20 protein-coding genes, 2 tRNA genes and 1 pseudogene are annotated in these 23,753 nt (G+C 74.7%); 14 read left to right on the top strand and 9 right to left on the bottom strand.

What is annotated here, in order from left to right:
• Positions 1-173: 173 nt before the first annotated feature.
• Complete coding sequence (locus ACZ3UD_RS18185; RefSeq protein ID WP_465588024.1) at positions 174-704, bottom strand: universal stress protein; 531 nt, start codon at positions 702-704, stop codon at positions 174-176.
• Positions 705-947: 243 nt separating this feature from the next.
• Here ACZ3UD_RS18185 and ACZ3UD_RS18180 point away from each other — a divergent pair, with 243 nt between their 5' ends.
• A complete protein-coding gene (locus tag ACZ3UD_RS18180; protein ID WP_465588021.1) occupies positions 948-1,244 on the top strand; it encodes a hypothetical protein in 297 nt (98 codons plus the stop codon).
• A 434-nt stretch (positions 1,245-1,678) separates the two neighbouring features.
• On the top strand, positions 1,679-2,857 hold the full coding sequence (locus ACZ3UD_RS18175; RefSeq protein ID WP_465588018.1) for an HAD family hydrolase: 1,179 nt from the start codon (positions 1,679-1,681) through the stop codon (positions 2,855-2,857).
• A gap of 88 nt (positions 2,858-2,945) precedes the next feature.
• On the opposite strand, the gene ACZ3UD_RS18170 is transcribed toward ACZ3UD_RS18175, so the two are convergent.
• Positions 2,946-3,746 carry a GNAT family N-acetyltransferase gene (locus ACZ3UD_RS18170; RefSeq protein WP_465588015.1) on the bottom strand — a complete coding sequence of 267 codons (801 nt, stop codon included), beginning with the start codon at positions 3,744-3,746 and terminating at the stop codon, positions 2,946-2,948.
• A gap of 1,043 nt (positions 3,747-4,789) precedes the next feature.
• Here ACZ3UD_RS18170 and ACZ3UD_RS18165 point away from each other — a divergent pair.
• From ACZ3UD_RS18165 to ACZ3UD_RS18145, 5 genes and pseudogenes are all read left to right on the top strand, one after another.
• A pseudogene (locus ACZ3UD_RS18165) lies at positions 4,790-5,807 on the top strand (helix-turn-helix domain-containing protein); the annotation flags it as partial.
• 868 nt (positions 5,808-6,675) lie between these two features.
• A complete protein-coding gene (gene orn / locus ACZ3UD_RS18160; protein WP_465588013.1) occupies positions 6,676-7,278 on the top strand; it encodes an oligoribonuclease in 603 nt (200 codons plus the stop codon).
• A gap of 176 nt (positions 7,279-7,454) precedes the next feature.
• A tRNA-His gene (locus ACZ3UD_RS18155) sits at positions 7,455-7,530 on the top strand.
• 145 nt (positions 7,531-7,675) lie between these two features.
• Positions 7,676-8,122, top strand: a complete 447-nt coding sequence (locus ACZ3UD_RS18150; protein ID WP_465588010.1) for a DUF4442 domain-containing protein — start codon at positions 7,676-7,678, stop codon at positions 8,120-8,122.
• A gap of 107 nt (positions 8,123-8,229) precedes the next feature.
• A complete protein-coding gene (locus ACZ3UD_RS18145; protein ID WP_465588007.1) occupies positions 8,230-9,090 on the top strand; it encodes a hypothetical protein in 861 nt (286 codons plus the stop codon).
• 101 nt (positions 9,091-9,191) lie between these two features.
• On the opposite strand, the gene ACZ3UD_RS18140 is transcribed toward ACZ3UD_RS18145, so the two are convergent.
• The 3 genes from ACZ3UD_RS18140 to ACZ3UD_RS18130 form a co-directional block, all read right to left on the bottom strand.
• A complete protein-coding gene (locus tag ACZ3UD_RS18140; protein WP_465588004.1) occupies positions 9,192-9,659 on the bottom strand; it encodes a GNAT family N-acetyltransferase in 468 nt (155 codons plus the stop codon).
• Between the two features lie 124 nt (positions 9,660-9,783).
• Positions 9,784-10,698, bottom strand: coding sequence for a spermidine synthase (locus ACZ3UD_RS18135; protein ID WP_465588001.1), 915 nt, complete (start codon positions 10,696-10,698; stop codon positions 9,784-9,786).
• Between the two features lie 96 nt (positions 10,699-10,794).
• Positions 10,795-11,310: a hypothetical protein gene (locus tag ACZ3UD_RS18130; RefSeq protein ID WP_465587998.1), complete on the bottom strand. Its 516-nt coding sequence runs from the start codon at positions 11,308-11,310 to the stop codon at positions 10,795-10,797.
• Positions 11,311-11,571: 261 nt separating this feature from the next.
• On the opposite strand from ACZ3UD_RS18130, the gene ACZ3UD_RS18125 reads away from it, so the two are divergent.
• Entirely contained in the window at positions 11,572-13,182 is a 1,611-nt protein-coding gene (locus ACZ3UD_RS18125; protein ID WP_465587995.1) for a tetratricopeptide repeat protein, read from the top strand.
• 30 nt (positions 13,183-13,212) lie between these two features.
• On the opposite strand, the gene ACZ3UD_RS18120 is transcribed toward ACZ3UD_RS18125, so the two are convergent.
• Positions 13,213-13,869, bottom strand: coding sequence for a histidine phosphatase family protein (locus tag ACZ3UD_RS18120; protein ID WP_380612745.1), 657 nt, complete (start codon positions 13,867-13,869; stop codon positions 13,213-13,215).
• Between the two features lie 175 nt (positions 13,870-14,044).
• Between ACZ3UD_RS18120 and ACZ3UD_RS18115 the strand changes: the two genes are divergently transcribed.
• From ACZ3UD_RS18115 to ACZ3UD_RS18105, 3 genes are all read left to right on the top strand, one after another.
• Complete coding sequence (locus ACZ3UD_RS18115; protein ID WP_465587991.1) at positions 14,045-15,274, top strand: hypothetical protein; 1,230 nt, start codon at positions 14,045-14,047, stop codon at positions 15,272-15,274.
• A 73-nt stretch (positions 15,275-15,347) separates the two neighbouring features.
• Positions 15,348-16,946, top strand: a complete 1,599-nt coding sequence (locus ACZ3UD_RS18110) for a hypothetical protein (protein ID WP_465587988.1) — start codon at positions 15,348-15,350, stop codon at positions 16,944-16,946.
• Positions 16,946-18,355, top strand: coding sequence for an AAA family ATPase (locus tag ACZ3UD_RS18105; RefSeq protein WP_465587985.1), 1,410 nt, complete (start codon positions 16,946-16,948; stop codon positions 18,353-18,355). Before ACZ3UD_RS18110 ends, ACZ3UD_RS18105 begins: the two co-directional genes overlap by 1 nt.
• Positions 18,356-18,359: 4 nt before the next feature.
• Here ACZ3UD_RS18105 and ACZ3UD_RS18100 read toward each other — a convergent pair whose 3' ends face one another.
• The gene (locus ACZ3UD_RS18100; RefSeq protein WP_465587982.1) at positions 18,360-18,677 is read right to left on the bottom strand and encodes a hypothetical protein; all 318 of its coding nucleotides are present in this window, start codon (positions 18,675-18,677) and stop codon (positions 18,360-18,362) included.
• Positions 18,678-18,922: 245 nt separating this feature from the next.
• Here ACZ3UD_RS18100 and ACZ3UD_RS18095 point away from each other — a divergent pair, with 245 nt between their 5' ends.
• The 3 genes from ACZ3UD_RS18095 (at position 18,923) to ACZ3UD_RS18085 (ending at position 20,094) form a co-directional block, all read left to right on the top strand.
• Entirely contained in the window at positions 18,923-19,279 is a 357-nt protein-coding gene (locus ACZ3UD_RS18095) for a hypothetical protein (protein ID WP_465587979.1), read from the top strand.
• Positions 19,280-19,394: 115 nt separating this feature from the next.
• On the top strand, positions 19,395-19,952 hold the full coding sequence (locus ACZ3UD_RS18090; RefSeq protein ID WP_465587976.1) for a bifunctional DNA primase/polymerase: 558 nt from the start codon (positions 19,395-19,397) through the stop codon (positions 19,950-19,952).
• 68 nt (positions 19,953-20,020) lie between these two features.
• Positions 20,021-20,094, top strand: a tRNA-Lys gene (locus ACZ3UD_RS18085).
• A 139-nt stretch (positions 20,095-20,233) separates the two neighbouring features.
• Here the strand turns inward: ACZ3UD_RS18085 and pgi are convergent.
• Together pgi and ACZ3UD_RS18075 are read right to left on the bottom strand one after the other, a co-directional pair.
• Positions 20,234-21,895 (bottom strand): glucose-6-phosphate isomerase, encoded by a 1,662-nt coding sequence (gene pgi / locus ACZ3UD_RS18080; protein ID WP_465587973.1) that lies wholly within the window; start codon positions 21,893-21,895, stop codon positions 20,234-20,236.
• Positions 21,896-22,131: 236 nt separating this feature from the next.
• Positions 22,132-23,715: a Na+/H+ antiporter gene (locus ACZ3UD_RS18075; RefSeq protein WP_465587971.1), complete on the bottom strand. Its 1,584-nt coding sequence runs from the start codon at positions 23,713-23,715 to the stop codon at positions 22,132-22,134.
• Positions 23,716-23,753: the final 38 nt, after the last annotated feature.

Here is a 23,753-nt window from a genome sequence, read left to right as displayed (position 1 = left end):
GAGCCGAGTCCACCGGGCCAACGCACCGCTCCACAACTGGTGTTGAGGAGCGGCCGACGGCGGAGGAGGCATCAGGGGTATCAGGCGACGACCCGCAAAGGCGATCAGGGGAGGACGTCCGCGAGAGTCCGCGCGGGGGTCCGTAGGGGCTCCGCAGGCCCCTCGGGAAGTCCTCAAGGGATCACGATCACCGGGCGGTTGGCCCGCCGCGCCAGCCGTCCGGAGACCGAGCCGAAGAGCTTGCCGAGCAGGCCGTGCGTCGTGCCGACGACGATCGCGTCGGCGGCGTACTCGCGGCCGACCTCCTCGATCTCGTGGCAGATGTCGCCGCCCCGCTCGATCAGGATCCACGGCACCCCGGTGAGGAAGTCCGCGCAGGCGAGCTCCAGGCCGAGGACCTCGGTCCGGTGGTCGGGGAGGTCGACGAAGACGGGCGGCTCGCAGCCCGCCCAGACCGTGGCCGGCAGGCGGTTGGCGACATGCACGATCACCAGGCCGCACTGCGATCGGCGGGCCATGCCGACCGCGTAGGCAAGGGCCCGCTCGCTCGACAGCGAGCCGTCGAAACCGACCACGACACCGTGCTGGAACACCGGATCCAGGGAGCGTCCGGGCGCTTCCTGCGCCGACGGCTCGGTGTGCCCGCCGGTGGCGCCGGGAACCGTCTCCGGACGCTCGGCGCCCGGGCCGGGGCGGCCCGTCACCGGGGGCTCCGCAGGACCGGGCCGGGGCTCGCCACGGCGCTGGCGGGGCCCTGGGCGGTCGCGCCGGGCGAGGCTGCCACGGCGGGTGAGGCTGCGCAGAGCGCGCGCGAGGCCTCGGGGTTCACCCCGCTCAGGGCTCGTGGCTGCGAGCCTGACTTCGTCGCCGGGCGCATCGGCCGGAACGCGGTCCGGGGCGACCAGGGCGACCGGGGCGTCGCTCGGCGGGTGGCCAGCGGGCTCGGCATGCTCAGCGCGCTCGGCCTGCTCGGCGCGCTCGGCGTAAGGGTCGCCAGGCCCCTCGGCACGGTCGCCGGCGCCGTCATCGCCATGGACTTCGGCGCGCTCGTCTCGGTGCCCGTCGGCCGGGTCGAGGTTCGTGCGGGCGCCGTCTCCCCCGGGCCCTGCGCCCGCACTGCGGGGCGCGTCGGGTTCGACCGGTCGGGAAGGCTCAGAAACAGCCATGGCTCACGGCTCTTCAAGGGAGAGGGGCCGACAGGAGAGGACAACGCTGCCCGGGCGGCAGGCCCGCCAACGGGATGACGTCGGTCTACGCCGAGCAGCACCGTATGTGACCTGTTCCTTTCAGAGTACGACGGGCATGGGGCCCAGCCCAGCGGCGAAGCCCTGGAACGATGTTGTTCCCGCGAAAGGGGGATGCGCACGCCGAAACAGTGCGCCCTGCCCGCAGGCGATCGCGCCCCTCCGGAAAGGAGGTTCCCTGGAGCTTGACTGAGCGGACCGGAAGGCGCAACAGGCCCGCCGGACACCGTGACCGGACTGTCATGGATTGGCGACGATCCGTTGCGGGACGTCGCGAACCGTTACACCCCGGGAGGCCGAACCGGCCCCGTCGGCCCGTCCGGACGCCCACCGTCCATCACGTGCCAGGCCCGTTTCGGCCACTTCGTGCGGCTTCACGACGCGGTCTGGCATTTGCCAGGTGCATAGGCGCGGGCGCTGGCACCATGCTCGACATGGCCCTGCTCCTGTTCGACCTCGACAACACGCTGCTACCCCGGGACGCCGCCTTCCGGGCCTGGGCGCAGGACTTCCTGTCCGAACACCACCTGCCGCCCGGCGACCTCGACTGGTTCGTCACCCTCGACGGGAGCGGCTACGTGCCGCGCAGCACCGTACTGTCCGCCGTCCGGCGCCGCTACGGCTTGGACGCCTCCGTCGAGTTCCTGCTCGCGCACTTCCGACGCGGCATCAACTCGCACATCCACTGTCCGCCCCGGCACATCGAGGCGCTGCGGGCGGCACGGGCGGCGGGGTGGAGGCTCGGGATCGTCTCCAACGGCGGCACCCGGCCACAGTTGGAGAAGATCCGGCGGACCGGGCTGGGGCTGCTGGTCGACGGCTGGGTGATCTCGGAGGAGGCCGACTGCGTCAAGCCGGATCCGCTGATCTTCGAGATAGCCGCCCAGCGGTGCGGCGTCCGGCCGACCGGGGACTGGACGGCGCACACCTGGATGGTCGGGGACCACGCGCCCGCCGACATCGCCGGCGCCGAACTGGCCGGGCTGCGCAGCGTCTGGCTGCACCACGACCGGCCGTGGGCGGAGAGCGGCTACCGGCCGACGCTGAAGGCGGCCGGCCTGCCGGAGGCCGTCGGCCTCGTGCTGGCGGCGCGCAACGCGCCCTCGGCCCGAGCGGACGCCCGGCCGAACGTCCGCTCGGAGGCTCGGTCGGGCGTCCAGGTCGGCGGGCCGGTGCGTAGGCAGGCCGTCGGGGCCGCTGCGCGGGGCCCGGAGCGCGCGACGGCGCTGCTCGGCGCGCGGTCCGGCGCACGCCCGACGGGGACCGCCCCGGAGGGTCCGAGTGCGCCCGTTGCCGTGGACGCCGGGACCGTCGACGCCTCGGGCTCCGGGGCAGGGTCCGGTGTCCGAAACCGATCAGGTGAGTTTGCCGTGATCGCCGACGGCCGCCCGGGCACGGGAGTGCAGGCGGAGTCGAGGATCGGGGTGGGCGCAGGACCGGGCGCCGGGGTGGAACCGGGCACGGAGGGCGGTCGGGCCGTTCCGATGGTGCGCCCAAAGCCCTTTCGCACGGCGGTCGATGGCACTCGCGCGGCGGTCGACGGCGTCGCACCCGTCCAAGCCGTCTTCGCCTCGGCGCCGGTCACGGCCACGGCCGCGGCGGCCGCCCAGTAGCGCCGAGACCGGGTTCCGGTCGCGCGAAGGGCCCCGCTCGAAACCGGACACCGCACCGCACCGCCGCCCCCCGCGTCGAAGGCCCTGGTCAGCCGCCCGGCGAGGTGCGGGTCCACCAGCAGGTCCGAGCCAGTTCGGTGAACCCGAGGGTGCGATAGAGCGGTTCGCCGACCGAGGTGGCCACCAGGGTGGCCGGACGGTCCGGGTACGCGTGGGCCAGGACGGTCCGCAGCAGGGCGCGGGCCACCCCCTGGCCGCGCTGGTCAGGCAGGGTGGCGACCCAGTACACCCCGGTGGCCCGGCCGTCGTCGTAGCTGAGGCAGGCACCCGCCGGGGCGCCGTCAACCCGGCCCAGCCAGGCCCGGCAGCCGGGTTGGCGCAGCAACTGCTCCGGGAGCGCTTCGCTGCGGGTCCAGGGCTGACGGGCGGGCAGCGGGAAGCCGTCCACGATGACCCGCTCGACCTGCGCGAAGGTGTCACCGTCCAGCGCCTCATCCACCGTCAGGGAGCCGCCGCCGTGCGCCGGGGAGACGGCGGGCAGCTCGGTCGGCGCGCCCTCCACCGGGCCTGGCTCACGCGCCATCACCGGCATGATCGGCATCCGGGTGGCCCCGAAGCGGGACAGGTCGAGCCCGCCGTACGGGTCCTCCAGGGTGAAGCGGATGCTCTCCCACTCGTCCAGGATCTCCGCCAACTCCTTTTCCACGACGCTTGGTTCGGCGTACGGACGGGTGACCACGAAACGCTGTGAGTCATCCGGGGTGCGCGCACAGCGGACCGCTGTCAGCCCCGGCTGGACTCGGGACTGCCAGCCGTGCGCGCGGGCTTGGGCAAGCCAGAAGGCGGCTGCGTTGTCGTTGGCCTGTTCGAGCCGGCTGTTGGTGTTCACGGCAGGACCGTAGCCCGGCCGCCCCGGCCCCGGTTCAGCCGCCCCGACACTGGCCGGATGAAGCCTCGGAGGCACACGACCTGCGCACGTGCGCCCTCACGTGCACCGCCGATTTTCGGTCAATTTCGCGCCACTCCCTCCCGCTTGGGCAAATCCGCAGCCCAGACCCGCCGGCCGGGTGCCCGGAAGCCGGACGCCCCAGGAACCGTCCCGCGACAACCAGCCACCGTTGCACCGGCCCTCTTCCCAGAAGGGTCGACGGGTGCCACGCTTCGTGATCGAATGCATCACGCCAAATTGCCATGTCGACATAGCGTCGGATGGTGAACTTGTCACAACGGCAATGGTCCACCCGATAGATTTCGATCTTGGCCAGCAGTGCCGCACCACCCACACCACACCACCGAGGGGGCTTGAGCGCCTTGAGCAGGGTGAGCAGGAGCGACGCGGGTCCTGACAGCGGCCAGGCGCCGACCGGTACCGCGGGTCGGCCCGCGAGAAGCACCGGCACCTCCGCGACCGCCGCCACCACCCGTACCTCCGGCATCCCGAGCACCTCGGGCCCCGCCTCGCACACCCCCTGTCCCCCGGTACCGTCCGCCGCCACCGGCCCCGCCGCGGCCGAGCACGGCGGACCGGCGTACGGCGGGCCGGCGTACGGCGGACCGGCGTACAGCGGCCAAGTCCACGGCAGCCAAGTCCACGGCGGCCACACCAACGGCAGCCAGTCCCACGGCGGACCGGCCCCCTACGGGGCCCAGTCTCCCCAGGGCGGGAACCCGAGCCACGGCGGACAGCCCGTCAGCCGAGGCCCCGTCAACCCACCCCAGTCCTACGGCAGCCCCGCCCAGCCCTACGGAAGCCCCGCCCAGCCCTTCGCCGGCGAGTACTCCGGCTACAACGGCCACCCGGCCTACCCCGCCGGCGGCTCGGCCCCGGGAGTGAACGGCGCCGGCGGCCCGCTCGGCGGCCTGGCCCTGGGCACCGCCCCCGGCCACGGCCCGCTGGGCCACGGTGGCGGACCGGGCGCCAACGGCTCCCCGGTGGGCCCGCTGACGGCCGGCGCCCCGCGCAAGCTGTCCGGCCGGCGCCGCCGGGAGACCGTCGCGGTGCTGATCTTCGGCGGCGCCCCGATCTTCGAGAGCTCCATCCCGCTCTCCGTCTTCGGCGTGGACCGCCAGGACGCCGGGGTCCCCCGCTACCGGCTGCTGGTCTGCGCCGGGGAGGAGGGCCCGCTGGCGACCACCGGCGGCCTGACCCTCTCCGCGCCGTACGGTCTGGAGGCCCTCGCCCGGGCCGGCACGATCGTCGTACCGGCCTGGCGCTCGATCTCCCAGCCCCCGCCGGTCGAGGCGATCACCGCCCTGCGCAAGGCCCACCACGAGGGCGCGCGGATCATCGGCCTGTGCACCGGCGCCTTCGTGCTCGCCGCCGCCGGCCTGCTGGACGGCCGCCCGGCGACCACCCACTGGATGTACGCGCCGACCCTGGCCAAGCGCTACCCCCGGGTGCACGTCGACCCGCGCGAGCTCTTCGTGGATGACGGCGACGTGCTCACCTCGGCCGGCACCGCCGCCGGGATCGACCTGTGCCTGCACGTGGTGCGCAGCGACCACGGCGCCGAGGCGGCCAACGCGCTGGCCCGCCGACTGGTGGTGCCCAGCCGCCGCAGCGGCGGAGGACAGGCCCAGTACATCGATCAGTCTTTACCGGAAGAGATCGGCAACGACCCGCTGGCCGAGGTGGTCACCTGGGCGCTGGAGAACCTCAACCAGCAGTTCGACGTCGAGGTGCTGGCAGCCCGCGCATACATGAGCCGCCGCACCTTCGACCGCCGTTTCCGCACGCTCACCGGCAGTGCGCCGCTGCAGTGGCTGATCACCCAGCGGGTACTCCAGGCCCAGCGGCTGCTGGAGACCTCGGAGCTGTCGGTGGACGACGTCGCGCGCCGGTGCGGGTTCCGTTCGCCGGTGGCGCTGCGCGGGCACTTCCGCCGTCAGCTCGGGGTCTCGCCGGCCGCGTACCGGACCAGCTACCGGGCCCGGCGGCCCGGGCAGCAGTCGCCCGCCCCGGCCGGGGCGCTCGGCGGCGACCTGCGGCTGCCCGGCGCACTGGCGCACCCGGCGGCCACCGCGGCCGCCTCGGCGGGCGGGGCGCTGTTCGGCGGGGCGGCGCACGGCGCGCAGCCGGCCCATCCGTTCCCGGCGGGGCCCGGGGCGCAGGTGCCGGTCGGCCAGGCGGGGGCGCACGGCCAGCCGGTCGGCCCCGGTCAGCCGGTGCCGCACGGCCACGCCGGTCCGTACGGTCCGGGGCAGGCCGGGACGTCGGCCGCCCAGGGCTTCCACGCCCGCGCGGGCCAGCCGTACCCGCACCAGCAGGCCGCGCAGCAGCCGCACCCCGGGCAGCAGGGTGTGGCGCGCGGTCCGGTGCGGCCGCCGCTGGTGCCGCCGCAGGCCGGGCCGGGTGCGGGGCGTCCGTCGCGCACCGCCGAGCACGCGGCGGCCGAGGACGGCCACCCCCAGCCGGGGGCGCGCGGCCAGGGCCAGGGTCACCGAAGCGCGGTGGAGCGACCCGGCGACGAGCCGGGGGCGGGCGGTCGCGCGCACGGTGCGCCGGGAGGCCGGGTGCCGACCACCGCCGCCGGGCAGCCGGCGGCCGGGGCGGGCGAGCTCCGGGGCCGGCAGGCCCGGGCGCCACAGGTCCGCACCCAGGCGGGCCGGGCCGCGACGGCGGACGGCGGACGGGCGGCGCGCGAGGCCCGTCCCGGACGGGACGGGCATGCGGTCCGCACCGGCCGGGAGGGCGAGCACCCGGAGGGCCGCGGGCCGCACAGCGGGGCGGAGGACCACCAGGCCGAGGGCAGCGCTCCGGCACCCCTCTCGGCTCCACCGGTGCCCGCGGCGCGTGATCGCGCCGTAGGGTGAGTTGTGTGAATGACCGTTTGGTATGGATCGACTGTGAAATGACCGGCCTCGACCTCGACCGGGACGCCCTGGTCGAGGTCGCGGTGTTGGTGACGGACTCCGAGCTGAACATCCTCGGCGAGGGCGTGGACGTCATCATCCGCCCGCCGGCGGAGGCGCTGGCGAACATGCCCGAGGTGGTGCGCGAGATGCACACCTCCTCCGGCCTGTTGGAGGAGCTGGAGCAGGGAGTGACCCTGGCCGAGGCCGAGGAGCTCGTCCTCGCGTACGTGCGCCAGCACGTGCCGGAGGCCGGGAGGACGCCGCTGTGCGGCAACTCGGTGGCCACCGACCGCGGCTTCCTGGCCCGGGACATGCCGACTCTGGAGAAGCACCTGCACTACCGGATCGTGGACGTCTCCTCGATCAAGGAGCTGGCCCGCCGCTGGTACCCGAAGGCGTACTACAACAGCCCGCAGAAGGGCGGGAACCACCGGGCGCTCGCCGACATCCACGAGAGCATCGACGAACTGCGGTACTACCGCGAGGCGGTGTTCGTGCCGCAGCCCGGTCCGGACGCCGAGACCGCGCGCGCCATCGCCGAGAAGTACCAGGCCCCGGCCGGCTGACCCGGCGAGCCCCCGGCGCGACCGGCGCGGCGGGGGCGCCCGGACGGCCCCCGGAGGGGCGGAGGGGGGTGCCCGCGTCCGCCGGAACGAAACCCTGGCGCGAGCACCCTCTCGGATCCTGTAGAGTTCTTCCTGTCGGAACGGGAACGCGAGAGCGGGAACGGACCGGACAGATGGTGGGTGTAGCTCAGTTGGTAGAGCACCTGGTTGTGGTCCAGGTGGTCGCGGGTTCGAGTCCCGTCACTCACCCCAGAGCCCGAGGGGCCGATCTCTTCAAGAGGTCGGCCCCTCGGGCGTTTTCGCGTTGCCTCAGTTGTGCACGGCGGTCCCGCTTTTCCGGTCGGCTTTTCCGATCGGCCCCTGCCACAAGAAGCTACCGACTAGTAACATCGTCGTCATGACCACTCCTTCGATCGGCCAGATGCTCGACGCCACCGTGCCGATGGCGCACACCCTGAAGCTCGAGTACCTGGAGACCACCCCGGAGCGCGCTGTGCTCCGGCTGCCCGACCAGCCCGCGTACCACAACCACGTCGGCGGCCCGCACGCCGGCGCGATGTTCACGCTCGCCGAGTCCGCCAGCGGCTGCATCGTGCTCGCCGCCTTCGGGGACCAGCTGTCCCGGGCCGTGCCGCTCGCCGTGAACGCCGAGATCGCGTACAAGAAGCTCGCCATGGGCGAGGTCACCGCCACCGCCGCGCTCGGCCGCCCGGCCGCCGAGGTCGTCGCCGAGCTGGATGCCGGCGGCCGCCCCGAGTTCCCGGTCACCGTCGAGATCACCCGCGCCGACGGCGCTGTCACCGGTGTGATGACGGTCACCTGGACCCTGCGTCCCAACTCCTGACCGCCGCGCGGTCGGTGGCCCCGGGCGGAACCCCGGGGCCACGTGCGCGATGACTGTCCGTGACGGCGGGCGTGACCTCACCGCCCGTCCGCTCGTTCTCAACTCACGTGCGAGCCAATCACGCGACCGAGCCCCAGGAACCCGCCCCGCGCGGGGTGGCCGGAGCGCGGCGTGCGCTCGCCCGATGGCTGCCCCACCCGCGCGCCGTCGCCGCCGGAGGGGCCCTGCTCGCACAGCTCTGGGGCGTCGGCGCACCCGGCGCGTACACGGCCTCCGCCGAGCCGCTGCCCGGGCAGGCCCGGCCCGCCGTCCACCGAGCCGTACACGGCGTCCCCGCACTCGACGGGCAGTCAGCCGCCCGCCCCGCGGAACCGGAGCAGCCCGCGGCCTGGGAACCCGCCCACTCCCCCGGGCTCGTCGGGGAACTGACCGGCGACGCGCCGCTGTACGCGACCACCAGCGGGGTCGGCGGCGTTCTCCAGGAGCGCATCCGGGCCGGCGGGCTCCCCCTGCCCGGGCAGCGCGCCGCCGTCCCCGACGCCTTCGCGCTCGCCTCCGGACTGCTCGACGCCGCCCCCGCCCGGGCCCGCCCGGCCGAGACCCGCGCCTCCCGCGAGGACGAGCCCGCCGAACCGCACACCGTTCCCCGGCCGCGCACTCCCCGGCAGGCGACCCGGCCCCGGCCCGAGACGGCGGAGACTCCCGCGGTGCGGGAGGCGACGGTCCGCGAGGGGCGGAGCGAGGTGGAACCCGTCGGTGCGGCAGGCGTCGCGGCCCCCTCCGCGCCGCCCGCCGCACCGACGGACAGCGGGACGCCCGAGGCGCTCGCCCTCGCCGACACGGCGGCCGTCACGGCCGTGGCCGACGGCTCCGCGACGGCCACCGCGGTGCTCGCCCCCATCGCCGCCGGACTGCTGCTCACCGGCGCGGCCATGTGCAAGCACCGCGGACTACCGCGCGGGCACTGAACGGCTCAAGACGCGGCCCCCGACACGATCCACGACACGATCCAGGGCGCGGCTCGGGACGCGACCCAGGACACAGCTCAAGACACAGCCCACGACGCGGCCTAAACCCCGGGGGCCAGCTCCAGTTCCATCAGCGGGAGTTCACGCCCCGGGATCGAGAGGGACGGCGTGCTGCCGATGCGGGTGGCGCCCATCGCCAGGTAGAACGGCTCGGCGTGCGGGTCGGAGTCGATGGTGAGGCGGCGCAGGCCGAGCGCCCGGGCAACGCCTCGGACGTGCCGGAACAGCGCCCGGCCGATGCCGCGGCCGATCCGGTCGGGCTCGACGAAGAGCATGGCCAGCTCCCCGGACGGCGGGGCGGCGACCAGTACGGCGAACCCCCGCACCCGGTCGCCGTCCTCGGCCACCACCGTGAACGTCGACGCCCGCTCGATCACGGCGGCGTCCACGGTCAGCTCCTCCCGGCAGGCGGCCATGAACGCCTCGTCGTAGCCCCAGTACGCCTTGGCCCGCAGGGCGATGCCGGTGAGCAGCTCGGCCTCGTCCGGGCGGGCGGGTCGGATGGGCATGGCACCCCCCTCGGGTCGGCGGCAGGGCAACAGGGCGGTCGGGCGGCAGGGCCATTGTTCGGCGCAACTCGGTCGTCATCAAACGGATTTACCGCGCCGAGGGGGGGCCGCGGCGAGCGCGGCGTCAGCTGAAGACGCCCGGCGGCGGGGCCGGGGACGGCGCGGCGGTGGCGTCGGTGGCGGGAACGGCCCCTGCGGTGAAGTCGCTGAGGGCGCGGCCGTGTTCGACGCGGCCGTGGGAGGAGTCGGAGGCGACGCGGCGGGTGAGGTCGGGGACGGGAAGGGGGGTGTGGGCGGCGGCGAGGATGAGGTTGCCGAAGCGCTTGCCGCGCAGGACGGCGGGGTCGGCGACCAGGCAGAGTTCGGGGAAGACCGCGGCGAGGGTGGCGACCTGGGAGCGGGCGAAGGACAGGGCGGCGCCGTCGGCGATGTTGGCGGTGTACCAGCCGCCGGGGGCGAGGGCGCGGGCGGCGAGCGTGGTGAACTCGACGGTGGTGCAATGGGCCGGGGTGCGGGCGCCGGAGAAGACGTCGGCGATGACCAGGTCGACGCTGGCCTCGGGGGTACGCTCCAGCACGCTGCGGGCGTCCGCTCCGCGCACCTTGATCTGCCAGCCGCGCTCCAACGGGAGCTCGGCGCGGACGAGTTCGGTGAGCTCGGTGTCGATCTCGGCGACCTGCTGGCGGGAGCGCGGCCGGGTGGCTGCCACGTAGCGGGCCAGGGTGAGGGCGCCGCCGCCCAGGTGCAGGACGGTCAGCGGGCGGCCGGGCGGGGCGGCCAGGTCGATCAGGTGGCCGAGCCGGCGCTGATACTCGAAGCCGAGGTGGGTCGGGTCGGCGAGGTCGACCAGGGACTGCGGGGCGCCGTCGATCAGCAGGGTCCAGGCAGCGGGGCGGTCGCGGTCGGGGCGCAGTTCCGCCAGGCCGGAGCCGACGGGACGGCTGAGCGGGCCCTGGGCGCGGGTGCGCCCGCCCGGCCCGGTGGCGGCTTCCGGCTCCGGGTTGCGCGCGGCTCTGCTGCTTCGTCCCATGGCGGCCATTATCGCCGCCGAGGGGGGACACCCACAGGTCAGGGGCGTGCCGTGGGGATCCGGCCGGAGGGTTTCGGGCCCGGCGGAATCCTCGCGGCACGCCCGCTAGAACGGGCCGAGGCCGCCCGCGGTGAGCGTGCAGGCGGCCTCGCAGAGGGCGGAGCGGAGCACCCAGGCGTCGGTGGGGCGGGCGGCGCGACTGGCGCCGGAGGGCGGGATCACCCAGCGCGGGTCGGTGGCGCCGGGCACCAGGGCACCGGCCGTACAGGAGCTGCCGGGCAGGTGCCAGGTCTCCCAGGTGCCGGCCGGGACGAGGAAGGAGACGGTGCTGCCGTTGCGGCTCTGGAGGACGGCTCCGCAGGCGCGGCGCAGCCGCAGGATGTCGACGGCCTCCAGGCCGTGCCGCAGGGCGACCGTCACGGTGTCGCAACCGGTGACCAGGGTGCCCTCCTCGGGGACGGCGGCGTCCCGGCGCAGGCCGCCGCAGGAGCCGCGGCCGCCGTCGACCGGGCCCCGGCCGGGGAAACGGTCGTCGGCGGGGTCGGGGAGCAGGGCGGGGGCGGCGCCGGCGAGCACACCCCCGGCGACGGGTCGGTACTGCGGCAGTCCGGTGGCCATCATGGGCCCTCCTGTACCTCGTCGGGTCGGAAGCACAGTCGCCCGGGGTGGGACGCCGGGGCGGGGACGGGCCGGGGGGACGGCCTGGGCTTCCACGTAACAGGACAACGCCGCGGTGGCACCCGAGGCCACGGGGCGCATTACAGCAAGGCATGGCATTTCATGGCGGATATCCCGCAAGAACGCCCGCTTTGCACCGCATTGATGGCATATGTTCTGCAAACCGACTGTGGCCGGTCGGTGACTCCGAGTACTCTCGGCGCCATGGCAGCCACCCCACCGGCCGAGCCGAACCGACCGTCCCCCAACACCACGATGCGCGCACTGCGCGGCGACCTCTCACCCGGCGAGTTCGCCATGGCAGTCCGCCGGGCCGCCCGCGAGATCGGCGAGCACGTCTCCTGCGACGCCCGCTACGTCGGACGGGTCGAGTCCGGTGAGATCCGCTGCCCCAACTACGCCTACGAGCGGGTCTTCCGGCACATGTGGCCGGACCGCACGCTCACCGACCTCGGCTTCGCCCCCCGCACCGCCGTCCGCCGCCGCCCGGCGGGGAGCGGCGGAACGGCCGGGGCGCCCCCGCTCCACCCACCGTTCCCACCCCTGCCCGCCCCGCGCTCACCACTCTCCACCCAACTCCCGTACGCTGCCTCGCCGTACGCGGATCCAGTCGCTCCGGACGGGCCCCCGTGGCCGAGGGCCGGCGCGGTGCCCGGGGGGCCCGATGGATCGCCCTATCTCGACGAGGAGAACGACGACGTGCGTCGCCGTACGTTCCTGGCCGGCGGCTCGACCGCGCTGGCCACCGTGATCGGCATCGACCGGCCGGCCGCGGCCGGTCCCGCCGCTGGTGCCGGCTTCGGCCCGGCTGCCGGCCAAGGTGCCCTCCCCGGTGCGGAGTTCACCGCACCGTCACTGCTCGGCCTGGACCCGGTGGTGCCCGGCCGCCCCGGGCCGGTACCGCCGCCGCGCAAGGTCGGCGCCGCCGAGGTGCTCAGCGTCGAACAGGCCGTCCGGGAGTTCAGACTGGCCGACGACGCGCACGGCGCCGACGCCCTGTACGACCTCGCCGGACAGTCGCTGCGCACCGCCTACGTGCTGCTCAACGAGGGTGAGTACACCGCCGAGACGGAACGCAGGCTCCAGGCCGGGGCGGGCGAACTCGCCATCTCCGTGGGCTGGTTGGCACACGACTCGAACCGGCTCGCGGACGCCCGCTCGTTCTACGCCGAGGCGCTCGCCACCGCCCGGATGGCCGGGGACCCCGCCCTGGAGGCGCACGTCTTCTGCAACAGCGCTTTCCTCGCCCGGGACGCCGGACGCCCCCGCGAGGCACTGCGCGCCGCGCAGGCCGGGCAGTCCGCCGCCCGGCAGTTGGAATCCGACCGGCTGCTCGCCCTGCTGGTCATGCGCGAGGCCGGCGCCTGGGCCGTGCTGCGGGACCGCTCCTCCTGCGAACGCGCGATCAGCCGGGCGTACACGCTGTTCGACCGGGGGCCGTCCGAGGGCGACCCGGAGTGGATGTCCTTCTTCGGCGAGGCGGAGTTCGTCGGCCTGCAGTCGCAGTGCTGGTCCGCGCTCGGCGACTGGGACCGCGCCAGCGAGCAGGCCGCGCTGGCCATAGCGCTGCAGGAGCCGCAGTTCGTCCGCAACCGGGTGCTGTACACCGCCGAGCTGGCCCACGACCGGCTCGGCCGGGGGGACTTGGCGGGGGCGGCGCACCACGGCTCGGCCGCCGTCGCGCTGTTCGGCGAGGTCCGCTCGGCCCGGATCCGCAGCATGCTGGCGGACACCGCCGGCCGGCTGCGCCGACACGCCTCGGTGCCCGAGGTCCGCCGCTTCCTCGCCGGGTACGACCAGGCTGCGGCGGCCTGAGCAGCCGTGGACGGGCCGCCGACCGGAGGATCAGTGGCCGGAGTTCAGCCCCTCCAGGTGGGACAGGTCGTTCCAGACCTCCACCGCCGGGGCGCCGTACTCCCAGGACAGCACGCACAGCGCCGCCGTACCGAGCTTGAACCGCTGGGCGAACTCGGGCGGCAGGCCCAGCCAGCGGGCGGTCAGGATGCGCAGCACGTGGCCGTGCGCGAACAGGATGACGTCCTGATCGGCGCAGTGCATGACGGTGGTGTCCGAATCCGGGACGCCGTGCTCCTCGTGGAGGCCGGCGAGGAAGGCGTCCACCCTGGCGGCCACCTCGGAGAGCTTCTCGCCGCCGGGCACCCCGTCGCGCCAGATCAGCCAGCCGGGGTGGTCGGTGGCCCGGATGTCCGCGCCGGTGCGGCCCTCGTACTGGCCGTAGTCCCACTCCATGAGCTCCGGGCGCTCCACCGCGCGGTCGCCGAAGCCGGCCAGTTCGCAGGTCTCCTTGGCGCGGCCGAGCGGGCTGGTGTAGACGAGCGCGTCCGGCAGTCCGTTCCAGGGGGCCTTGGCGAGCCGGGCGCCGAGCGCCCGGGCCATCGCGCGGCCCTCCTCGGTCAGCGGGATGTCGGTGCGGCCGGTGTGTTGGCCGGTGGCCGACCACTCGGTCTCACCGTGGCGGACCAGCACGATTCGGGCGGGCATGGGAGGCTCCTCGCAGCGGGGCGGTCAACGGTCGGTCTCACCCTTGAGCACCGGGCTCCATGATCCCCCACCCGGACGGCGACCACGATCGCGGGCCGCGGTTCCCGCCGGTTCCGGCCGGAACAGGCCGGTCCGCACCGCGTTGTCGGACCCGGATGCGACACTGGGCCGCACAATGAACGTCTCGACGAACGTCCCGCTCAGCGGGCCCGCTGAGCCGCTCGCCCTGCGGCTCGCCGAGCTGCGCGGACCGGCCCCGCAGCGCAGTCTGAACGCCCGCGCCCTCGCCGCGCTCGCCGCCAATCCGGGCTGTCACCGCCGCGCCGTGCTGGACGCGGCCGGGGTGGACAAGTCCGCGCTGGCCGCCCGGCTCGGCCGCCCCGCCCCCTTCGGCCAGTCCCCGTTCGCGATCGCCCGCGGCGTGATCTTCGAGTCCCGGCTGAAGGCGGACGACTACTCCGCGCTGCTCGAGCCGCTGCGCGCCCACCTCGGCGTCCCGGCCGACGACCGCGCCCCGCTGCTGGTGCCCGACCTGCTGCACCGCTCCGGCCCGGCCGTCCGCGCCGACCGGACGGCCGAGGCACTGGCCCAGGCCGCCGCCGAGCCGGAGGCCTGGACACTGCTGGACCACCCGATGCTGCGCCTGGAGGTGGCGGGCAGCACCGCCTACCTGGAGCCGGACGCGCTGGTGGTGCACGGCGGGCGGTGCACGGTGGTCGAGATCAAGTCCTTCCCGGTGCTGGACGGCAGCGCGGACCCGGCCAAGGTCGGCGCCGCCGCGCGCCAGGCCGCCGTGTACGTGCTGGCGCTCCAGCGGACCGCCGCCGCGGCCGCCGGGCAGGCGCCGACCGACGACCCGTACACCGAGCAGCGGCTGCCGGGCAGCCCCCGCACCAGCGTGCTGCTGGTCTGCCCGAAGGACTTCGGCAACCGGCCGACCGCGGTCGCCGTCGACGTCCGCCGCGAGCTGGCCGTCACCCGCCGCCAGCTGAGCCGGATGACCGGCATCGACCGGTTGCTGGACACCCTGCCGCCGGGCACCGACTTCGACCTGGCCGCCGACCGGGACGGCGCCCCGGCCCGCACCTCCGAGCAGCTGACCGCCGCGGTCGAGTCGGTGCCCGCCGCGTACAGCCCGGACTGCCTCTCCTCCTGCGAACTCGGCTTCCACTGCCGCGCCCGGGCCCGCTGCGGCGACCGGGTCGAGCAGCTCGGCCGGGGCGTGCGCGGCGAGCTGGGCAGCATCCGTACGGTCACCGAGGCACTGGCCGCCGCCTCCGGCTCGAACGGCGGCGGCACGGACCTCGGCGGCACGGACGACGGCGACGACACCGCGGACGACGCGGCCGAGCGCCTGGCCTACGCGGCCGCCCTGCGCGCGGAAGCGCTGGGTGTGGGCGCATGAGCGAGCGCAGCGAGCTCATCGTCAAGAGGTGCGCGTGGGCGAATGCCCCTGCCGAGCGAAGCGAGGCGGGTGCATGAGCTTGTTGACCACCCTCGCCCGGCTGGAGGCCGTCCGCAGCGGGCGGGCCGAACGGCTGGCCACCGTCCGGCACCGGCACCTGTCCGAGCGTCCGATGGTGCTGATCCCGCTGACCGCCGCCGGTGAGGCCGGCGCGCCGCTGGCCGTGATGCTGGGCACCGACCGGGACGCGCCCCGGCTGCACCTGGTGCCGCAGCCACTCAACCGCACCCTGCGCTTCGACTTCCTGGCCGAGCTGGCCGCCGACCTGCTGCCGTACCTGGAGTCCTTCGCCGACGACGTCGAGCAGATCGAGGGCTCCGAGAAGGATCCGGAGACCGGCGAGAAGACCCAGGTTTTCCGCGAGCTGTGCTCCGACGCGCCGCAGCTGATCGTGCCCAACGGAGCGGGCGTGCACCACCTCGCCCTGATCGGCCGCTCCACCCGGTTCCGCCGAACCGTCGAGGACGCCGAGCCCGGCCCCTACCCGGCGCCGCTGCGGGTGCCGCTGCTCGGCCGCTGGCTGACCCATCTCACCGACCGCGCCCAGGTGCCCGGCTCCAGCCTGCTGCTGCCGATGACCGGCCTGCTCGCCCGGCACTGGGCCACCGGACAGAGCCACCTGGAGGACCAGCACCTGGCCGCCCGGCTGGCCTGGCACGACCCGCCGCCGGGCCTGAGCGGCGCGCGGGCTGCCGAGCTGGCCGAGAGCGGCCGGGACGAGCACGGCCAGCTGCTGCACCCGCCGGCCGGTCCGGCCACCGACCCGCGCTTCGACGAGTTCGTGCTCGCCCCGGCGATCGCCCGCTACGACACAGCCGCCACTGCCCTACGACACAGCGCCGAGCAGCGGGACGAGGCCGCCGCTGAGCGCGCCCGGGCGGCCGTCCGCTCGGCGGTCGACCAGCTGACGGAGGTGCTGACCGCCGTCCTGCTGCCCACCTGGCGGGACGTCTGGCGGGGCCTGGACCTGCTGCGCGCCCTGCCGCCGGCCGGCCACCTGGAGGAGCGCTGGACCGGCGACCGCTGGTCCTACACCGGCCACCGGGACCGCCTCGCGGCCGGCGAGCCCCCGCAGCCCCGGCAGGACGACGCCGTCACCGCCGCCCGCAAGCTCGCCCAGCGCGAGCGCGAGCAGGCCCGCCTCGACGTCCAGGAAGCGCTGGACGACCCGCTGGCGATGGCCGAACACCGGCTGTCCGGCGAGGCGTTCAGCGGGGTGGTGACCGAGGTGGTGCCGGACTGGGACACCACCGGCCGCTCCCCCAAGCCCCGCCCGCTGCTCACCCTGCGCACCGCCGACCGCCCGCACGCGGACCTCGGCCGGGAGGTGCACCGGGTGCACGGCCCGTCGGCGCAGAAGGCAGAGATCGTCGCGGTCGAGCCCGCCGAGGGCACCATCACCCTGCGGGTGCTGTCCGGCATGGGCCGCAAGAAGGAACCGGAGCCGGGCAGCCTGCCCGAGCCCGGCGAACCGGTCACCTTCACCCTGTTCGAGTTGACGGTCCGCCAATCCGCGCCGCTGCCCGAGCCGGACGACACCCCGTGGACCCACGGCGGCCCGCCCGGCGCCGCGCCCGTAGCCGCCCCGTCCGCCTCCGAGGAGTGGGAGTGATGGCCGAACCGGCCCCCGAGTCGACCCCCGGAGCCGAGTCGAGCCCCGGAGCCGAGTCGAGCCCCGAGCAGTCCCCGGGCGCGGCCGCCGACGCCGCCGTGGCCCGCATCCTGACGGCCACCGTCCGCCCGTCGGCCGGCGCCCCGCGCGGTGTGGTGGTGGACTCCCCGCCCGGCGCCGGGAAGTCCACCCTGGTGGTGCGGGCCGCCCGGGAGCTGGTGGCGGCCGGCGAGCGGTTGATGATCGTCGCCCAGACCAACGGGCAGGTGGACGACCTGGTCGGCCGACTGGCCGAGAAAGCCCCGGAGTTGACGATCGGCCGGTTGCACGCGGCGGACTCCAGGCCCGGCCCGGAGGTGCTCAAGCACGCCAACGTCACGCCCTCCGACAAGGTCGCCGACCTGGTCGAGCAGGACGTGGTGATCTCCACGTCCGCCAAGTGGCAGTGGGTCCGGGCCGAGGCGCCGTGGCGCCACGCGATCGTCGACGAGGCGTACCAGATGCGCTCGGACGCCCTGCTCGCGGTGGCCCGGCTGTTCGAGCGGGCGCTGTTCGTCGGCGATCCGGGCCAGCTGGACCCGTTCACGGTGGTCGGCACCGAGCAGTGGGCGGGCCTGTCCTACGACCCGTCCAGCAGCGCCGTGGTCACCATGCTGGCGCACAACCCGCAGATCGAGCCGCACCGGCTGCCGGTCTCCTGGCGGCTGCCCGCAAGCGCGGCGCCGCTGATCTCGCGGGCGTTCTACCCGTACACGCCGTTCCGCTCCGGCACCGGCCCGGACGACCGCCGGCTGACCGCCGCGGTCCGCCCCGACGGCTCGGCGCTGGACGCCGCGATCGACCGGGCGGCCGAGCACGGCTGGGCACTGCTGGAACTGCCCGCCCGGCACACCGTACGGACCGACCCGCAGGCGGTGGCGGCCGTGGCGGCCACCGTCCGGCGGCTGCTGGAGCGCGGACTGACCGCCCACTCCGAGCAGGGCGAGGCCCCGCTCACCGCGGACCGGATCGCCGTCGGCACCGCCCACCGGGACCAGGCGGCGGCGGTGCGGGCGGCCCTGCTCAGGGCGGGCGTGCCGGTGGACGACGCGGCCGGTCCGGCCGTCACCGTGGACACCGCCAACCGGCTCCAGGGCCGGGAGTACGACGTCACGGTGGTGCTGCACCCGCTCTCCGGACGCCCGGACGCGACCGCCTTCCACCTGGAGACCGGCCGGCTCTGCGTGCTCGCCTCCCGGCACCGGCACGCCTGCATCGTGGTGGCCCGGGCCGGGATCGCCGAGCTGTTGGACGAACACCCGTCCACCGAGCCGGTCCAGTTGGGCGTCCCGGCGGCCTTCCCGGACGGCTGGGAGGCCAACCACCAGGTCCTCCAGCACCTCAGCGGCCACCGGGTCCACCTGCGCTAGCTCGTCAGTCCTCGGTCTCGCACACCGCGAAGGCCACCACCGAGCCGCGCTCCGCCTGGGCGCTCCAGCCGGTCGCGTCGGTGGTCGGCCCGTTGGCGCGCACCGGGCCGTCGGCATCGGGCTGGAGCCGGTAGCCGCCGCCGGTCAGGTGGGTGCCGGTCGGGCACGTCGCGGTCGAGACGCCGCCGGGGGCACTGGGCGGACCGGTGACCACTTTCGCCGTCTCGGCGGCGAAGGCGGACGCCACCGGGACCCCCGGTAGGGCCGGGGCGAGGACGGCCGCGAACAGGACGGCGGCGGACAAGGCCTTCGGCACGAGCATGGGGTACTCCCGATTCAGTGGGCGACTCTGTGCCGGGAACAACCGGTTCGCGCGCGATCCGGATACCCGGCGGATGCGCGGCACCCGAGGCGCGCCCCCGGCGCGCGCCGGGGAATAGCGCCCGCACGCGCACCGTTCCGTTACCGGCCGCCGCCGCGAGACAATGGACGACGGCCACAACCGGGCGGTGCGGCCCGGAGCAGACCGCCCGCCCCCTCCCACCGAGACCCCGGAGGTGTCCGTCCATGCCCGACTCCCCCGCCGAGGCGCCCGAGCCCACCCGGCGCAAGCGCCCTGCGCAGCTGCTGTTCGAGCCGCAGTCCGCCGAGCCGGAGCCGGAACGATTCTTCGACCTGGAGTCCATCGACGACCCCGCGGAGCTGCTGCGCCGCTCCACCGAACTGGCCCTGGCCTTCCGGGCGGCTGCCGAGCGGGCCACCGACTTCCAGGCGGTCGCCGCCGCACAGCTGGCCGACCCGCGCCGGTTCGACGCGCTGTCGAACACCGAGATCGCCGAGCGGGCGGACTGGACCCCCGACTACGCCGACAAGATGATCGAGTACGGCCGCGGTCTGCTCCAGCCGCGACGCCACGAGGACTGACCGGCCGGCCCCTGGCATATGCCAGAAGCGGAAGGGTACGCGGCGCCCCCCGCCCCTGTCCGGCGAACGGCTCTTTCCGCCACACCCGGGCCGCGCACGGCGCAGGCTGCTGGGCGTGGACATCTGGACGTATGAGTCGGTGGAGTACGTCACCGTGGCCGGGGAAGCCTGGCTCGCCTCCGCCAGCGAGTACCCGCGCAGCATGCGCGCCCTCTGGGAGTCCCGTCCGTGGGCGCCCTCGGTGCTGCCCTGCGGACGGGCCTTCGACGTGATCAGCATGCCGTCGCTGTTCGGCCGCCGGGTGCTGGACGAGCTGCGGGCCTCCGGCCCGGGCTGCGGACCGGTCGCGAGCTACCGGGGGCGCACCCTGCTGTTCGTCCAGCCCGGCGCGGCGCCCCGGCTGCGCCGGCTGCTGGCCTGGGAGGAGTGGGCCCGGGACGTGCCGCCGCTGCTGTGCCACGGCAGGGGCGACGCGGTGACCGTGCCGCCGCTCCAGCGGATGCTGCACGGCCCGGAGTCCCCCGGCCGGGGCTCCGGCCGCTGGATCGTCGCCCCGGAGGAGCGGGAGCCCTGGCTGCCCGGCGCCTCGGTGGCGCTCTGGGCCTGTGTACGGGCGGCGCGCGAGCCCGGCGCGTCCGCCCCGGCGGAGCCCGCCGTCGTGACCGGAGGGTGAACGGAGGGCGACCGGTATTCGATTTTGGCTCGGACGCCGGCCGCTGCTAGAGTCTTCTCTGTCAGCAGGCGCCGCTAGCTCAGTTGGTTAGAGCAGCTGACTCTTAATCAGCGGGTCCGGGGTTCGAGTCCCTGGCGGCGCACAGACAGCCGGAAGGCCCCTTGCGTAGGCAAGGGGCCTTCCGGCGTTTCCCGTCGCAAGACGTTTCCGGTGCGTCCGGTGCGAGAACCGACGAGCCAACGAGCCGGGCCGCCCGCCGGAGCGGACGGCCCGGCCGGGGCTCAGCGGCCGCGCAGCGCGCGGTAGCGGGCGACCAGCGCCGCGGTGGAGCTGTCCAGCTGCTCGCCGCCCTCGCCGGTGAGCAGCACCGGCTCGATCCGCTTGGCGAGCACCTTGCCCAGCTCGACGCCCCACTGGTCGAAGGAGTCGATGTTCCAGATCGCGCCCTGGACGAACACCTTGTGCTCGTACAGCGCGACCAGCTGGCCGAGCACGGACGGGGTCAGCTCGCCGGCCAGGATCGTGGTGGTCGGGTGGTTGCCCCGGAAGGTCTTGTGCGGGACCAGCTCGGCCGGCACGCCCTCGGCGGCGACCTCCTCCGGGGTCTTGCCGAAGGCCAGCGCCTGGGTCTGGGCGAAGAAGTTGGCCAGCAGCAGGTCGTGCTGGGCGACCAGGCCCGGCAGCAGGTCGGCGACCGGCCGGGCGACGCCGATGAAGTCGGCCGGGATCACCTTGGTGCCCTGGTGGAGCAGCTGGTAGTAGGCGTGCTGGCCGTTGGTGCCGGGGGTGCCCCAGACCACCGGGCCGGTCTGCCAGTTGACCGGGGTGCCGTCGCGGGTCACCGACTTGCCGTTGGACTCCATGTCCAGTTGCTGCAGGTAGGCGGTGAACTTGGACAGGTAGTGCGAGTACGGCAGCACCGCGTGCGCCTGGGCGTCGAAGAACGCGCCGTACCAGACCCCGAGCAGGCCGAGCAGCAGCGGGACGTTCTGCTCCGCCGGGGCGGTGCGGAAGTGCTCGTCGACCAGGTGGAAGCCGTCCAGCATCTCGCGGAAGGCGTCCGGGCCGATGGCGATCATCAGCGAGAGGCCGATCGCCGAGTCGTAGGAGTAGCGGCCGCCGACCCAGTCCCAGAACTCGAACATGTTGGCGGTGTCGATGCCGAAGTCCTGCACGCCCTGGGCGTTGGTGGACAGCGCCACGAAGTGCTTGGCCACCGCCTCGGTGCCGGCGCCCAGGCCGGTGAGCAGCCAGTCGCGGGCGGAGATCGCGTTGGTGATGGTCTCGATGGTGGTGAAGGTCTTCGAGGCCACGATGAACAGCGTCTCGGCCGGGTCGAGGTCGCGGACCGCCTCGTGCAGGTCGGCGCCGTCCACGTTGGAGACGAAGCGGACGTCCAGGTCGCGCTTGGCGTACGAGCGGAGCACCTCGTAGGCCATCGCGGGGCCGAGGTCGGAGCCGCCGATGCCGATGTTGACGACGGTGCGGATCGGCTTGCCGGTGTGGCCCTTCCACTCGCCGCTGCGGACCCGGTCGGCGAAGGCGGCCATCTTGTCCAGGACGGCGTGCACGCCGGGGACGACGTTGACGCCGTCGACCTCGACGACGGCGTCCCGCGGGGCGCGCAGCGCGGTGTGCAGGACGGCGCGCTGCTCGGTGTTGTTGATCTTCTCGCCGCGGAACATGGCGTCCCGCAGCTCGGCGACGCCGGTGGCGGCGGCGAGCTCGCGCAGCAGCTCCAGCGTCTCGTCGGTGACCAGCTGCTTGGCGTAGTCCACGTGCAGGTCGCCGACCTGCAGGGTGTAGCGGCTGCCGCGCTCCGGGTCGGCGGCGAACAGCTCGCGCAGGTGGGTCTCGCCGAACTCGTCCCGGTGCTTGGCCAGGGCGGCCCACTGCGGGGTGCGGTCGAGCGGGGTGCGGGCGTCGGCGCGGGTCTCCGACATCGGTGGGTCCTCGATTCATCTGGGTGCAGAAACCGGCAGGGCCAGGCGTGAAGGTTCTTCGCGAGGTCGTGCGGGTACTGGTGGTGCGCCGACTCCGTTGACGGCCTGCCCGGGATCAGCCTATGCAACCCCGGAGGCGGTCGCGCACATTCCGCCCGGCGCGCGCTGTTGACTCGTCACTCGCCTCCGGGCCGCTCCTGACCCGGTGCCCTTCGGCTCGCGACGCGGACTGCCCGTCACTTCCGTTCCGTCCTCAGGTCCAGCCCGCGCAGCACCTGGTCGACCAGCTCCGGGTCGGCGCCGGGTTCGCTGCGGGCGACGAGCATCTCGCGCCGGGAGGCGGCGATCATCTCCTGTTCGACGTCCCGGGCGGCCCGCCACTGGGCGAGGCGCAGCTTGGCCTCGGCGGCGTCCTCCTCGGCGTACTTCTCCGGGCAGAGCCGGGCCAGCCGGTCGTGCTGACGGTCCCGCAGCCGGTCGGCGACCTCGGCGGGCAGCTTGTCCTGCTCCTCCAGTTCGCCGAGCCGGCTGAGTCCGGCCTTGGCGGCCCGCCACCAGAGCTGACGCACGGCCTGTTCGTGCTTGTCCTGGTCGATGTCCAGCTCCAGCCGCTTGGCCAGCCAGGGCAGGCTCAGGCCCTGGACCAGCAGGGTGAACAGCACCACGCTGAAGGCGATGAAGACCAGTCGGCCGCGCTCGGGGAAGTCCGCGCCGGAGTGCAGGGTGAGCGGGATGGCGAGGGCCAGGGCGACGGTGGCCACGCCGCGCATGCCGGACCACCAGAGGATCACGCTCTCCTTCCAGCTGAACGGGGTGTCCTCGTCGTCGCCGCGGCGCAGCTTCCGGGACACCCAGCCGGCCGGCAGCAGCCAGAGCAGCCGGACCACCACGACCACCGCGATGACCACGGCGGCGTCGCCGGTGAAGCCGGTCCAGCCGCTGCCGGCCTCCTTGAGCACGGTGGCCAGCTCCAGGCCGATCAGGCCGAAGGCGACGCCGGTGATCAGGATCTCGACGACCTCCCAGAAGGCGTTGCCGACCAGCCGGTAGGAGACGGCGTCGGCGTCGGCGGCCCGTTCGGCGAGGTAGAGCGCGCAGACCACGACGGCGAGCACGCCGGAGCCGTGGATCTCCTCGGCGAGGGTGTAGGCGGCGAAGGGCACCAGCAGGTTGAGCGCGACCTGCTGGGTCGGGTCGTCCAGGCGTTCGGCGAGCCTGGCGTTCATCCAGCCGAGGGCGGCGCCGACGACCACGGCGAGCACGGCGGACAGGACGAAGCGCAGCACCGCGTTGCCGACCGAGAAGTCGCCGCTGACCATGGCCTCGATGGCCAGCGAGTAGATGACGATCGCGGTGACGTCGTTGAACAGGCCCTCGCTCTCCAGGATCGCCACCAGCCGCCGGGGCAGGCCGACGCTGCCGGCCACCGCGACGGCGGCGACCGGGTCGGGCGGGGAGACCAGCGCACCGACCGCGATGGCGGCGGCCAGCGGCAGCGCGGGCAGCAGCCAGTGCACCGTGCCGGCGACCGCGATCGTGGTGACCACGACAAGGGCGACGGCCAGCAGCAGGATCGAGCGGATGTTGGCCTTGAAGTAGCGGACCGAGGAGCGCCGGGCGACGGCGAAGATCAGCGGCGGCAGGACCAGCGGGAGGATCAGCTCGGGTTCGAGCGAGACGTCCGGGATCTGCGGGACGAGCGCCATCGCGATGCCGAGCAGGGTCATCAGGACCGGTTGCGGCACCCCTGTCTTGCGGGCGAGTGGCATGGTCACCACGGAGGCGAGCAGCACCAGGAAGAACAGGGGCAGCTGGCCCACGGGGCGGTTCCTCTCGACGGCGGACGGCTGAGCGCCGC

The sequence above is a fragment of the Kitasatospora sp. NPDC023118 genome, from assembly GCF_055560875.1.
The sequence above is the reverse complement of the archived record's forward strand: the minus strand, read 5'-3'. Positions and strand labels throughout refer to the sequence as shown.